This window comes from Fusobacterium sp. (genome assembly GCF_030528405.1).
GTDB lineage: Bacteria > Fusobacteriota > Fusobacteriia > Fusobacteriales > Fusobacteriaceae > Fusobacterium.
On the sequence record NZ_JAUMYY010000041.1, the window covers coordinates 1 to 14565 of the forward strand.

General features: G+C 29.1%; 15 protein-coding genes. 8 read left to right on the forward strand and 7 right to left on the reverse strand.

Annotated elements, in window-relative coordinates; genetic code table 11:
- Window positions 1-44: 44 nt before the first annotated feature.
- The 7 genes from Q4A58_RS06835 to Q4A58_RS06865 form a co-directional block, all read right to left on the reverse strand.
- Window positions 45-974: an ABC transporter substrate-binding protein gene (locus Q4A58_RS06835; RefSeq protein ID WP_303117765.1), complete on the reverse strand. Its 930-nt coding sequence runs from the start codon at window positions 972-974 to the stop codon at window positions 45-47.
- 301 nt (window positions 975-1275) lie between these two features.
- Entirely contained in the window at window positions 1276-1509 is a 234-nt protein-coding gene (locus tag Q4A58_RS06840) for an Imm17 family immunity protein (protein WP_303117767.1), read from the reverse strand.
- 29 nt (window positions 1510-1538) lie between these two features.
- Window positions 1539-2249, reverse strand: a complete 711-nt coding sequence (locus tag Q4A58_RS06845; protein WP_303117769.1) for an FMN-binding protein — start codon at window positions 2247-2249, stop codon at window positions 1539-1541.
- A 309-nt stretch (window positions 2250-2558) separates the two neighbouring features.
- Complete coding sequence (mglC, locus tag Q4A58_RS06850) at window positions 2559-3578, reverse strand: galactose/methyl galactoside ABC transporter permease MglC (RefSeq protein ID WP_303117770.1); 1020 nt, start codon at window positions 3576-3578, stop codon at window positions 2559-2561.
- 19 nt (window positions 3579-3597) lie between these two features.
- Window positions 3598-5100 (reverse strand): galactose/methyl galactoside ABC transporter ATP-binding protein MglA, encoded by a 1503-nt coding sequence (gene mglA, locus Q4A58_RS06855; RefSeq protein WP_303117772.1) that lies wholly within the window; start codon window positions 5098-5100, stop codon window positions 3598-3600.
- Between the two features lie 184 nt (window positions 5101-5284).
- Entirely contained in the window at window positions 5285-6304 is a 1020-nt protein-coding gene (gene mglB / locus Q4A58_RS06860) for a galactose/glucose ABC transporter substrate-binding protein MglB (RefSeq protein ID WP_303117773.1), read from the reverse strand.
- A 173-nt stretch (window positions 6305-6477) separates the two neighbouring features.
- A complete protein-coding gene (locus Q4A58_RS06865; protein WP_303117774.1) occupies window positions 6478-7434 on the reverse strand; it encodes an ROK family protein in 957 nt (318 codons plus the stop codon).
- A gap of 305 nt (window positions 7435-7739) precedes the next feature.
- Here Q4A58_RS06865 and gltS point away from each other — a divergent pair, with 305 nt between their 5' ends.
- From gltS to Q4A58_RS06905, 8 genes are all read left to right on the forward strand, one after another.
- Window positions 7740-8924 (forward strand): sodium/glutamate symporter, encoded by a 1185-nt coding sequence (gltS, locus tag Q4A58_RS06870; protein ID WP_303117776.1) that lies wholly within the window; start codon window positions 7740-7742, stop codon window positions 8922-8924.
- A gap of 337 nt (window positions 8925-9261) precedes the next feature.
- Complete coding sequence (gene secG, locus Q4A58_RS06875) at window positions 9262-9486, forward strand: preprotein translocase subunit SecG (RefSeq protein ID WP_303117778.1); 225 nt, start codon at window positions 9262-9264, stop codon at window positions 9484-9486.
- Between the two features lie 188 nt (window positions 9487-9674).
- Window positions 9675-10088, forward strand: a complete 414-nt coding sequence (glmS, locus tag Q4A58_RS06880) for a methylaspartate mutase subunit S (protein WP_303117780.1) — start codon at window positions 9675-9677, stop codon at window positions 10086-10088.
- A gap of 17 nt (window positions 10089-10105) precedes the next feature.
- Window positions 10106-11512 carry a methylaspartate mutase accessory protein GlmL gene (glmL, locus tag Q4A58_RS06885; RefSeq protein ID WP_303117781.1) on the forward strand — a complete coding sequence of 469 codons (1407 nt, stop codon included), beginning with the start codon at window positions 10106-10108 and terminating at the stop codon, window positions 11510-11512.
- Window positions 11513-11547: 35 nt separating this feature from the next.
- Window positions 11548-12477, forward strand: coding sequence for a homocysteine S-methyltransferase family protein (locus tag Q4A58_RS06890; RefSeq protein WP_303117783.1), 930 nt, complete (start codon window positions 11548-11550; stop codon window positions 12475-12477).
- Window positions 12478-12658: 181 nt separating this feature from the next.
- Window positions 12659-13384 (forward strand): MgtC/SapB family protein, encoded by a 726-nt coding sequence (locus Q4A58_RS06895; protein ID WP_303117785.1) that lies wholly within the window; start codon window positions 12659-12661, stop codon window positions 13382-13384.
- Window positions 13384-13950 (forward strand): crossover junction endodeoxyribonuclease RuvC, encoded by a 567-nt coding sequence (ruvC, locus tag Q4A58_RS06900; protein ID WP_303117786.1) that lies wholly within the window; start codon window positions 13384-13386, stop codon window positions 13948-13950. The genes Q4A58_RS06895 and ruvC overlap by 1 nt, the downstream gene beginning before the upstream one ends.
- 8 nt (window positions 13951-13958) lie before the next feature.
- Entirely contained in the window at window positions 13959-14465 is a 507-nt protein-coding gene (locus Q4A58_RS06905) for an HAD family hydrolase (protein ID WP_303117787.1), read from the forward strand.
- The last annotated feature ends 100 nt before the right edge of the window (window positions 14466-14565 follow it).

Genomic DNA, 14565 nt, shown 5'->3' on the forward strand with positions numbered 1-14565 from the left:
TTTTTTATAATATTTGTACGGTATATACAAAGCTATTTCTTAGTTTAATATAATACTGCATTTTTTAATTTTGGATTATCAAGTGAAATCTTATAAGTCTGTGCTGATTTTTGATTTATTATAAGTTTCGTTTCCTTCAAAGTTTCTACAGCTATGTCTTTAGCTTTTTTTCCATTCAATATTTCTATTACTCTTTCTCCTGTTTGATAGCCTAACTTTTCGTAATCTATACTTTCTGTTGCCAATGCTCCTTTTTTAACTATATCTTCTATAGAAGAAATTACTGGAACTTTTTTCTTTTCTGCCTTTTTTAAAACTAGATTAGCTGCTGAAACAACTAGATTATCTGTTGGTATATATAATACATCTATTTGCCCCAATAAAGAATCAAGAGCTAAATTTATATCATTTACTGAATTAACACCTTTTTCAACAATAATTAAATTTTCACTTTTTGCATATTCATTAAATTTTTTTAAAAGTATAAGTGAATTTTGTTCACTTGGATTGTATAAAAAACCTACTTTTTTTGCTTTTGGTAATAGCTCTTTTATAAGAGATATCTGCTTATCCAGAGGCGACATATCTGAAGTCCCTGTTATATTTTCCCCTTTTAAGCCTGCACTTGGACCATCTGTAACAGCTGTATAAACTATTGGTATTTCTTTAGTAGCATTTAAAGCTGCCTGTGCTGATGGAGTTGAAATTGCAATTATTAAATCTTTCTTGGATGTAACATAAGATTTGGCTATTAACTGGGCTGTTCCAAAATCTCCCTGTGCTGACTGGTATTCAATTTTAATATTTTTATCACCAGCTTTTTCTTTCAAAGCTCTTTCTATTCCTTTTTTTGCAGCATCTAAAGATGGATGCTCCACTATTTGAGTTATGCCTATTTTTATTTCTTTTTCTACTGCTATTGATATAGTTGTTAAACATAAAATTAAAGTTAAAATTGTTATTAATTTTTTCATTTTACACCCTCCTGTTTCCTTTTAATTGAAAGAATATTAACATATAAAGAACTGAAATTGCTAGATAACAATTAAAAAAATATTTCTGTTCCATATAAATAAAAAAAAGCATTGATTTTAAAATTTTTTTTATTTTTTTTATAAAAAATCTTGTAGGATAATAGCATTAGTTGCTTTTAAAAAACTTGTTACATATTAGATAGTTTTTTATTAGAGTTTTTAAATATACTTTATAATTTCCCATATAAAAAATGCAGTAGAACTCTATATAAAGAGATTTACTGCACTTTCTTTTAAATTTTTATTTCTTTAGAAGCTCAGTTATGGGAATTACTAATAAAACTAATCCTATAACACCCATCAGTATCCTATAACCTTTCATACCAAAAAGGTATACTGTTAGTTTTGTAATTGGATTTCTTTTTGATGAATTAAAATCAGTTATAGCTGACCAATTAAATATAGCTCCTGCCAGAAAAGTAGCCCCCATTGCAATTAAAATAAACTCAGGGTACCTTCTTAAATATTCTAACATTTTTCCTCTCCAAAAAATTTTTTATTTTCTTATTTTTTTATTTCAACACGATTTTTATATGCATCTTTTATTGCAGCTAAAATATCTCCGTGGCTATCCTTTAAACTCATAGTTGCACCTGCAACTACATCTGCAAGCTCTTTTTTTTCAGCTTCTGTTAATTTTGAATATTTGGCCTGATCTTTTTCATTTTTACTATCTGCCTTTAAAGGTCTTCCGTTCACATCCGAAGTATTTTTAGCAAACCATGCTTCAAGTTCACCTATTGTTTTTCCCCTGAAAAATTCTTGGAAAAAGTCCATTTGTTCTGTCCAATTCATTCCATAAGATTTTCCTCTTTCTCTTTTTGTTACCCAATTTTCAACTTCATCAGTTGCACTTTCTACTGTATTTGTAGATAAACCAATCACTTCTTTAGTTTTATGATCTACAACATTATAACCTTGCACACCGGGCCAACCAGAAAAATGTGGTGCATTTTCTCCTGGATAGTTAGGAGTTGATAATTCTAATATATCTACATAGACATTTACTATTTTCCCATTTTCATCAAAAACTGTAGCAGCTGTAACATAATTTAAACTATACACTTGTACACCTTTATTGTCTTTTCCAGGACCCACTCTAAAATTAGAAGATTTTCCCAAACCTTGATAAAGTTTTTCAGCACTTAAAGTTGCAATATTTGTTACCAATAGTAAAAACATAAATACAAAAAGCTTAATTAATTTTTTTGACATATCTCATCCCTCCTAACCAAAAAATTACTTTGCTATGCTTATATTATACAGCATATAGAAAGAATCAACAAATTTTTATATTTTTAATAAAAAATATACTATATTAAAATACAGGTAGTTTTAATTTTAAATTTTTTTAACAAATTTAATATTAAAAATATTGCTTATAGTTACAAAAATTTTCTAAATTTAAAAATGAATATTAATAAAAACTAATCTATAAACTAAAAAATAGTTCCAGACTTTACTTTTCTGGAACTATATAAATTTATTTAATTTTTTTCATTAATATCATCTGGCACAGAACTTTTATTTTTTCTTAGCATATTTTATAGAATCAAATGCAACTGCCGCAATTATTATAATACCTTTTATAATATATTGCCAATAAGGGCTTACACCTGCATAGGTTAAACCATAGTTTATAACTGTCAAAATAATAACTCCAGTTATAACACCGGAAATTTTCCCCACACCTCCATAGAAAGAAACTCCTCCTATAACGCAGGCTGCTATAGCATCCATCTCATACATAAAACCTAAGTTATTTGTTGCTGAACCTATACGTCCAGCTTCTAAAAATCCACCAAAGGCATAATAAGCACCAGACAGAGCATATATTCCAACTATTGTTAGCCACACATTTACTCCAGATACTTTTGCAGCTTCAGGATTCCCACCAACAGCAAACACATTTTTTCCAAATTTAGTTTTATTCCATAAAATCCACATTATAGCTGTTGCTATGGCAGCATATATTATTAAATATGGAATTGTATATCCTGCTATGTCTATACTACCTTGTGCAAATTGACTATATTTTTTTACAAAACCTGAAATTGGAGCTGCTCCAGCTTTATCGTAATACAGAGAATTTATACCATAGACTATTGTCATTGTTCCTAAAGTCGCTATAAAGGGATGAACATTTAAAGTTGCTACAACAACACCATTTATAGATGCGATTACAACTCCTACAATAACTACTATCAGTATTGTTGTAAATAAAGAAAATTCTCCTAATTGTGGAAATGCCTTATTTACATTTGTAATAGATTGTAAAAGTGTTGCTGAAATAACGGCTGCAAGTCCAACTTGTCTACCAGCTGAAAGATCTGTTCCTTGTGTTACAATAAGACCCGCTACTCCAAGTGCTATAATACTTCTTACTGACGATTGAGTCAAAATATTTTTAAAGTTTCTTATACTTAAGAAAGTTGGCTCTTTAATTATTATTGCTATAAGCATACAAAATAAAACAAGATAAAGTCCACTTTCTATTATTATCTTTTTATAATTTATTTTTCCATCTTTTGTTCTTGCTAACATAATACTCTCCTTAACTATTTTATAGATATTTAGCAGATAATTCCATTATCTCTTCTTGATTTGTTTCTGAAGTTTTTACAACTCCAGCCATTCTTCCATTACTCATAACCAAAATTCTGTCTGTAACTCCTAAAAGTTCAGGCATTTCAGAAGAAATCATTATAATTCCCTTATCTTTTTTGGCTAGCTCTATCATAAGTTGATAAATTTCATATTTAGCTAAAACATCTATTCCTCTTGTTGGCTCATCTAGCATTAAAACTTCTGGTTCTGTAAGTAGCCATCTACCAATAATTACCTTTTGTTGGTTCCCACCTGATAAAGAGCCTATCTTAGTCGTTTGAGAAGGCGTTTTTACTCTCATACTATCAATTATCCATTGTGTATCTTGCTTTATCGTTGAATTTTTTAACAAATTAAATTTATTTTTATACTTATCTAAATTAGATATAATAGAGTTGAAGGCTATATCTAGTTTTGCAAATATTCCCGTACTTCTTCTCTCTTCAGTTACTAAAGCAAAGCCATTTTTTATAGCTTCCTTGGGATCTTTATTTTTTATTTCTTTTCCATGAAGAAGAATTTCCCCACTTTCCTTAGGTCTTATTCCAAATAATGTTTCCACTATTTCTGTTCTTTTAGAACCAACAAGACCTGCTATACCTAAAATTTCTCCTTTATATAATTCAAAACTCACATCTTTTATTGAAGGTTGATTTAGAGCTGTTAAATTTTTTACCTCTAATATACATTCTTTAACTTCATTATCTTTTTTAGGAAATCGTTCAGTCAAATCTCTACCAACCATCATACTTATTATTTGTTCGGTACTTATTTTAGTAACATCATTTGTCGAAATCCATTTCCCATCTCTTAAGATAGTAATTTCATCTGAAATCATTTTTATTTCTTCCATCTTATGTGATATATATATTACTCCAACACCATTCTCTTGTAATTTTCTTATTATTCTAAATAGATGTTCAACTTCTTTTTCAGTCAAAGATGAAGTTGGCTCATCCATTACTATAACTTTTGATTTATATGAAACTGCCTTTGCTATTTCTATCATTTGTCTTTCTGCTATAGCTAGGTCAGCAATTTTTTTTCTCGGATCAACTTTTATATCAAGATCTTCAAAGATACTAATTGTATCTTCATACATCTTTTTTTCATCAATGAACCCACTTTTTGTAGGGTATCTACCAAGCCAGATATTATCTAAAACGTTTCTTTGTAAAACTTGATTTAATTCCTGATGAACCATAGAAACACCGTTTTCTAAAGCTTCTTTTGTAGATTTAAAATTTACTTCTACTCCATCTAATAAAATTCTACCACTGTCTTTTTCATAAATTCCAAATAAACACTTCATAAGTGTTGATTTTCCTGCTCCGTTTTCTCCCATAAGAGCATGAACTGAACCAGGTTTCAATTTCAATTGCACTCCATCCAGGGCTTTTACACCTGGAAATTCCTTAGAGATATTCTCCATTTCAAGTATATATTTCAAATTTTCCATATCTACCTCTACTTCTAATTTTTAAAAAGAGGCTATTGCAAATTTGATTTTTAAAGTTTTCCTTAGTAGCCTAAATATCTCAAAAGCTTAATAAAAAGCTCTTTTGATTATTTGGGCATGACCACAAAACTGATGAAATCTTTAAATGCAACAGCCCCTTTATACTTATTTTATTTTTTTATTTCTATTTGAAATCCGCAACATTTGTTTTATCTATTCCGATACTTGGAATTAATATAATTTTGTTATCTAATTTTAGGTCAGTTCCTTCAGTTGGAGCTTTTCCTTCTGCTAAATTAGCAACCATTTTGAAAGTAGCTGATGCTTGTCCTTTAGCGTCGTTAAGAACAGTTCCTGCCATTTCTCCTTCTTCTATTTTAACTAAAGCTTCTGGTAAAGCGTCCACACCAACTACTGGAAGCACTTTTCCTGTAGCTTTCATAGATTCTATTGCTCCTAAAGCCATTCCATCATTATTACAGATAACAAATTCTATCTTTGCACCATTAGGTCCTGATAACCAAGCATCCATTTTATCTTTTGCCATTGCAGTATCCCATAAAGCTGTATCTTGGTGTAACATTTCTGTTTTTATTCCTTTGTCATTAAGAGTAGATATTGAGTATTTAGTTCTAGCAACTGCATCTGGATGTCCAGGTTCTCCTTCAAACATTACATATTGAATAACTCCATCTCCATTTAAATCAAGAGCTGGATTTTCTTTCCATAATTTTTCAATTAATTCTCCTTGAGCTATTCCTTGTGCATTAGGATCTATTCCTACATAGAATAAATTATCGTAAGAAGCTATAGCTTCATCTGATGGCTTTCTATTGTAGAAAACAACTGGTACATTTTTTTCTTTCAATAAGTTAATAATTCCATCTGCTGCTGAAGCATCAACTAGATTGATAGCAAAAGATTTTACTCCTTTTTCTAATACAGCTTCAATTTGTTCTTTTTCAGTTGCAACACTGTTTTGTGAGTCAATCATAGTTAAATTAAATCTATCTGCTGCTGCATCTGCTTCAACTTGAAAAGCCTTTCTAAATAATGCTATAAAATTATCATCAAATTTATAAGCTGTTAAACCTATAGGCAATTTGTCTACTGGAGCTGCTGCTGTTTCAGCTTTTTTTTCTCCACATCCTACAAGACTAGCCGCTAATATTACTGAACCTAACAATAAACCAATTTTTTTCATATTACCCTCCTAAAAATAAATAATTATTTTTTTATTTGAACAAAAGATATAAAAAAAACAAAACATCTTTTACCTTAATATAAACTTTTTATTTATTTTTGTCAATACTTTTTAATTATTAAAACATATTTAAAGTAAAAAAATGAATTTTTTTTACACCCGATAATAAAACTTTATTTTTTATCACTGTAGAATAACGCTGCTGCCCCTTTTATTCCTGCTTCATTACCTAATTCCCCCAATACCAATTCAAAATTTTCAAGTGCTGGAGGCATAGAAAAAAGCTTTAACTTTTCTCTAACAGCATTTAATAAGATATTTCCAGCCAGAGATATACCTCCACTTATAACTAAAATTTCTGGATTTATAATATTGAGCAAACTACCTATACCCATAGCTAGATACTCACTTTCATAATCTATTAATTCCAGAGAGAATTTGTCTCCTTTTTTAGCACAATCAAATATATGTTTGGCTTCTAGAGTATCAATATTTCCCTCTATTTCTTTAAATAATAGATTATCTTTATCATTTTTTAATCTTTCTTTTGCCTCTTTTATTAATGATTTAGCAGAGGCATAAGCCTCAAAACAACCTCTCTGACCACAGCCACACAATCTCCCATTTTTTTCTAATTTCATATGTCCTATTTCTCCACCTACGCCTGTATTTCCAGAAATTAGATTTCCATTAAGAAAGATTCCTCCTCCTATTCCAGTTCCTATAGCTACTGTTATGGATGACTTTTTATTTTTAGCAGCCCCAAAAATAGCTTCTCCCTGTGCAATTATATTCGCATCATTTGCTATTCTAGTTTCTATATTTGTTATTCTTTCAAACTCTTTTTTTAAATTCACATTTTTTTCCCAGTTAAAATTTGAAAAAAAAGTAACTATACTGCCATTGATAACTGGACCAGGTATGCCTATCCCTATTCCTTTAACAGCTTCCTCCTTTAAATTAATTTTTTTTAGTAAATGCTTAGCTTCACTCCATATCTGCTCTAAACTTTTTATCATATTATTAGAATCTGTTTTAATTCCGCCTAAACTAACTATATTACCGCCTGAATCCAAAACTCCTATCTTGGTATTTGTTCCTCCCAGATCTATACCTATGTAGTAACTCATTCTCACACCTCTTTTAACTAAATTATTTCTTAATTATTATACAGTACTATAATAGTATAATATCTTTTTTTTATCAAGTACTATTATTATTTTTATTTATAAATATATCACTTTAATATATATTATCTATATAATTTTCGATATTTCTAGTTTTTTACTGTTTTTTTTTTGTACTTTTGAGTTTAAATTAAAAACAAATATTTTTTTTCTAAACTTTTTATTGACTATTGTTTTTTTTTGTTGTACTATTAGTTATAAATTTTTAAATTTTTATTATGATTTATTATGACAGGAGGTTTTTTATTATGAGAGAGATCGCATTGGATATGTATCAAACTTTAGGTCTAGCAATCGTTTTATTACTTTTAGGAACTTGGATTAAGTCAAAAGTAAGTGTATTACAAAAATACTTTATTCCTGCTCCAGTTATCGGAGGTTTATTATTCTCTTTAATTATGCTAGTAGGACACAGTATGGAAATTATAACATTTAATTTTGATTCTAATTTAAGAAACTTCTTTATGGTTGTTTTCTTTACTTCTGTAGGATTCTTAGCAAGTTTTTCTCTACTAAAAAAAGGTGGAGTTGCTGTTGCTATTTTCCTGTTTGCAGCCATCATATTAGTTACTCTTCAAAATGGAGTTGGGGTTGCTTTAGCTAAAGTTTTTGGATTAAATCCTGGAATAGGATTAGCTGCAGGTTCTATACCTTTAACAGGAGGACACGGAACTTCTGGTGCTTTTGGACCTTACTTAGAAGAAAGAGGAGTTGTAGGAGCTACTGTCGTTGCTGTTGCCTCAGCTACTTATGGTTTGGTTGCTGGATGTATCATAGGTGGACCTATAGCAAAAAGACTTATGGAAAAATTCAAATTAGTTTGTAAAGATGATAGAAAAGAACAAGTATCTGCTGTTGAAGAAGAAAAAGTTACAGAAGCTTCTATTTTCAGAGCTGTTTGTTTGATTGGTATTGCAATGGGACTTGGTGCTACTATTACTCCTATTATTAAGAGTTATGGACTAGCTTTACCTGCATATTTAATACCTATGTTAATAGCTGCTATAATGAGAAATATTATTGATAGTTCTTCTAAAAAGACTCCAGTAAATGAAATCTCAATAGTAGGTAATGTATGTCTATCACTATTCTTATCTATGGCATTAATGAGTATGAAGTTATGGCAATTAGCTGATTTAGCACTTCCTCTAATAACTATTTTACTAGCTCAAACAGTTGTAATGGGATTATTTGCTTACTTTATAACTTTCAATCTTATGGGAAGAGATTACGATGCAGCTGTTATGGCTACAGGACACTGTGGATTTGGAATGGGAGCAACTCCAAATGCAATAGCAAATATGGAAGCTTTTACTTCAGTAAATGGTTTTTCTACTAAAGCTTTCTTTGTTGTGCCTCTAGTTGGATCTCTATTTATAGATTTCTTTAATGCTGTTATAATCCAAACTTTTACAAGTATATTTGTTGGATAATTAAATAATAATATTTTATTTGAGTTAAGAGAAGGAGAAATTCTCCTTTTCTTTTTTAATATATAAAAAATATAAATTTGATGTATTTTAAATGTGAGTAAATAAATAAAATATAGGAGTTGGATTTTCAAAAGCTTCGTCTTTATGCCATCACAGAACCAGAAATTAATCTACAGAATTTGTTTTTACCCAAAAATTAAAATTTAATTTTTATTCTATTTATATTAAACATATAAATTTTAATTTCTATTTCATATTGTTTTCTTGTTTTATAATTTGAAATTTCTTTAGATTTATGATAGACTTATATAGTAAAAAAATCTTTTAGGAGGAAATTATGCAAACATTACTAACTATATTTCTTTTTATCTTTGCATTTGTTCTTATTGTATTAGTACTTATACAACCTGATAGAAGTCATGGTATGACTGCAAGTATGGGGCTTGGTTCATCTAATACAATTTTTGGTATTGATAAAGATGGAGGACCTTTAGCAAAAGCTACTGAAGTTGTTGCTTTTTTATTTATACTTTGCTCATTACTGCTATATCTAATAAAATAATTTTAAATCTGGTGACAATAGGTCACCTTTTTTATTTTAAACTTGTTTCAAAACTTTTTATTTTTTATTTCAATATTTTTTATACCCCTATGGGAATGAAAAAAATTTGAATATTATATAATTTATTATATAATGAATTAAATAAGGTAAATACTATTTCTTAATTTTTTATTGGAGGAATATTTGGTATGAAAAATAATAAGGTTGTAATAGGAGTTATTGGTTCTGATTGCCATGCCGTTGGAAATAAAATTATCCACCATAAGCTTGAAGAAAATGGTTTTGATGTAATAAATATTGGCGTACTTTCTCCACAAATTGATTTTATCAATGCTGCCTTAGAGGCAAATGCAGCGGCTATTATTGTTTCTTCTATTTATGGCTATGGTGAACTTGATTGTCAAGGTATGCGTGAAAAATGTAGAGAATATGGCTTAGATGATATTCTCTTATACGTTGGTGGAAATATAGGCACTGGCAGCGAAAAGTGGGAAGATATTGAAAAAAGATTTAAAATAATTGGCTTTAATAGAATATATAAGCCTGGGACAGAAATAGAAATAACTATTGAAGATTTGAAAAAAGATTTAAATTTAACATAGTACATAAGGAGAGATAAATGGTTGAACTATATTTAGCTATAGATTTTGGAAGTACTTACACAAAGTTAACTGCTATAAATTTATCAAGTAGTGAAATTTCAGCTACGGCAAGAGCCTTAACAACAATCAAAGATGATGTAACTCTAGGTTTTAATAAAGCATATAAAAAATTGATAGAACTTTTAGATAAAAAAATCGGAGAAAATAAATATCAATTTAAGTATAGAAACGCTTGTTCATCCGCTGCAGGAGGATTAAAAATAATAGCCGTAGGTTTGGTTCCAGATTTAACAACAAAGGCTACTAAAATTGCCTCTTTAAGTGCAGGTGCTAGAGTAATTAAAACTTATGCTTTTAAGCTTAGTCAAAGTGATATAGAGGAAATTAAAAATACAAATTATGATATCCTGGTTCTTTCTGGAGGAACTAATGGTGGAAATAGAGAATATATTTTAAAAAATGCTAATATTATTGCTGAAGGAAATTTAAAAAAACCTATTATAGTAGCTGGAAATGAGGAAGTTCAGGAAGAAATAGAGGAAATTTTTAAAAAAAATAAGATCGACTATTATTTAACAGAAAATGTAATGCCAGTTGTAAATAAAATAAATGCAGAAAAATTAAGAGAAGTTGTAAGAGAAGTCTTTATGAAGAATATTGTAAAGGCTAAAGGAATGGAAAATGTTCAAAATTTAGTAGATAGTATAATAATGCCAACTCCAGCAGCTGTTATGAAGGCAGCAGAACTCTTTGCCAAAGGAACTAAATTACAAAAAGGCTTTGGAGATGTATTAGTTGTTGATATAGGAGGAGCTACAACTGATGTTCACTCAATAGGAAAAGGAAGTCCTAAGTCTAATAATATTCAGCTTAAAGGGCTTGAAGAACCATATTGTAAAAGAACCGTTGAGGGAGATTTAGGTATGAGCTATTCAGCTATGGCATTATATGAAGCTACAACTTTAAATAAAATAAGAAAATACCTAGGAATTAAAGAATCAAAAATAGACATAAGAGAAGAATTTAAATTTAGAGAACAAAACCCAGATTTTATTGCCAAGCAAGAAGAAGATATATTATTTAATGAAATGATGGCTATGATTTGCACAGAAATAGCAACTAACCGTCATGCTGGAGTTATAGAATGTATTTATTCCCCAATGGGAACTATTTTTACTCAAAGTGGAAAAGATTTAACTGAAGTTAAATATATAATAGGTACAGGTGGAGTGATAGCCAATAGTAGGAATCCAAAAAAAATATTAGATGTGGCTCTCTATAAAGAAGATGACTTAAATTTAAAACCCAAGTACGCAGATTTTTTAATTGATAAATTATATATCTTATCAGCTATAGGTCTATTATCTAACGACTTTCCTGAAGTTGCTTTCGAAATAATAAAAAAATATATAATAAAGATTTAATAACATTGAAATAGAAATATTATAAGGAGTCTTATATGCTCTATAACGAATTAAAAGAACGAATATTAATATTGGATGGGGCAATGGGGACTGTCCTACAAAAATATAAGTTCTCTGAAAATGATTTTCTTGGGAAATCTAAGACCTGTTTTGACATATTAAATGAAACTAGACCTGATGTTATTCAAGAAATTCACGAGAAATATATAGAGGCTGGAGCTGATATAATAGAAACAAATAGTTTTAATTGTAATGCAATTTCTTTAAAAAAATATGGCTTTGAAGATAAGGTTTTTGAGCTTGCTAAAAAAGCAGCAGAAATAGCAAAAAAAGCGACAAAGATAGCTAAAAGAAAAGTCTACATCTTTGGTTCTATAGGTCCTACGAATAAAAGCCTAAGCCCTATCATAGGAAAATTTTCTTATGAAAAAAATTATCATTTTATCAATATGAAGAAGACATATAAAGAGCAAATACAAGGTCTTATTAATGGTGGGGTGGATGCTTTACTCATTGAAACAATCTTTGATGAATTGAATGCCAGGGCTGCTGTTCTAGCTGCAGAAGAAGTTTTTGAAGAACAAAAAATAAACTTGCCTTTATGTCTTTCTGCTACGGTTGATAAAAATGGTAATTTATCAACAGGCGAAAGTATTGAATCACTAATCTTAAATTTAGATAGACCAGCTATTTTATCTTTTGGTCTTAATTGCTCTTTCGGAGCAAAAAATTTAGTGCCCTTAGCAGAGAAAATCCATATGATTACTGATAAATTTATATCACTTCATCCTAATGCTGGACTCCCAGATAAAAATGGAAATTATCTTGAAACCCCAGAAAAAATGGGGAATTATTTGTCTGAACTTATAAAAGAGAAAAAAATCAATATTTTAGGCGGCTGTTGTGGAACAACTTATGAGCATATAAGGATTTTAGCTTCTCTAGCCAAAACTAAAAATTTCTAGTTATTGAAAACTAGTTTTTTCTTAATCCAGTTTTCATAAAATTATTGAATTTAAAATAAAATTTAAGAGTATAGAAACTATGAGAAAAGAAAGTTTTACTCCTTTGTATTAAGTTAAAATATATGTTATAATATTAGATAACATAATTTCAAAAAATAACTTAGTGTAAAGGAGTTTTTTTATGGATATATTTATACAAGAATTTGTAAAAGATCGTTTTGTAAGCGAATTATCTTTGCCAATAGTATTTTTCAGAGTATTTCTTGCGATTGTATTTGGAGGTATTGTTGGATTTGAAAGAGAAAAAAATAACCGTCCTGCGGGATTTAGAACACATATATTAGTTTGCTTTGGGGCTGCAATCGTTTCTATGATAGAAGACCAGCTTAGAATAAACTTATTACTTCAATATGGCTCTACAGGTCTTAACCTAGCACTTGGGAGATTGGGAGCACAAGTAATAAGTGGAATAGGTTTTTTAGGTGCTGGTAGCATAATGAAAGATAAGGGAGAAACTATAGGTGGTATGACAACCGCTGCTGGTATTTGGGCTACTGGCTGTGTTGGTTTATGTATAGGCTGGGGCTTTCATAATATAGCCTTAGTTGCTATATTTTTTATGCTTATAGTTATGGTTTCATTCAAAAAAATCGAATCTAAGTTAATTAAAAAATCAAGACTTATAACTTTTGAAATAAAATATGAATGTGAAAATGATCTGACAGATGTTATGTTATCATGCTACGAAGTATTTAGAGAAAAATCTATAAGAATAGCAAAAATAGACAAGGACTTAGAAAGTAATCTGGTGATCTTCACTGTAAGCATGAAAGGAAGAAATAATATTTCTGATATAATAGTTAGTCTATCATCTAATCAGAAAGTTGAGTATGTAAGGGATATATAATGAGAGTTATTGGAATTGATCCAGGTACTGCAATAGTAGGTTATGGTATTGTAGACTTTGAAAAAAATAAATATACTGCTGTGTACTACGGTGTTATAACTACTTCTAAAGATTTAAAAATGGAAGATAGATTAAATTTAATTTTTGAAGCTTTGAATGATATTCTCAGTCGATATAAACCTGATTACATGGCAATAGAAGACCTCTTCTATTTTAAAAATAATAAAACTGTTATTTCTGTTGCACAAGCAAGAGGTATAGTCTTACTAAGCGCCAAACAAAAAAATATTCCTATAACAAGCTACACTCCACTTCAAGTTAAAATTGGAATAACAGGTTATGGAAAGGCTGATAAAAGACAAATTCAACAAATGATACAAAAATTTTTGGCTTTAGACGATATACCAAAACCTGATGATGCGGCTGATGGATTAGCAATAGCAATTACTCATATAAATGCTTTGAGTTCGAATATAAACTTTTCTTATGCAAATAATTTAAAAAAATTAAAAATTAATTCTAATAAAATTACTTTAGAAGAGTACAGAAATTTATTAAAAAAATAGGTGAGAAAATGAATAATATAAAAATTTTAGTTCTTGATGTAGATGGTACCTTAACAAACGGTAACTTATATATTGATAATCATAACAATGAATTAAAGTCCTTTTCAGTGAGAGATGGTTTTGCCATTGTAAATTGGATAAAATATGGTGGAGAAGTTGCAATATTAACTGGAAAAAGTTCTAATATAGTTGAAAGAAGAGCTAAAGAATTGGGAATAAAATATATAATTCAAGGATCTAAAAATAAAACAAGGGATTTAAAAGAACTACTTGATAAAATAAATTTTGATTTTTCTAATGTTGCCTATATGGGTGATGATATAAATGACATGGGACTTATGAAGAAGGTCGCTCTTCCAGCCTGTCCTTCAGATGCGGTAGAAGAAATTTTAAAAATTGTTAAATATACTTCAATTAAAGCTGGAGGTCAAGGTGCTGTGAGAGATTTACTCGAATATATTATGAAACAAAATGGAATGTGGGATAAAGTTTTAGAAAAATATATAAACGAATAAAAATATTTGTATTTTGGGTGTTGATAGATTACTAATCTGTTCAACATCTTTTTTTATATTTAATTAATTATTTTCTTGATTATTATTTAAAATAATGATA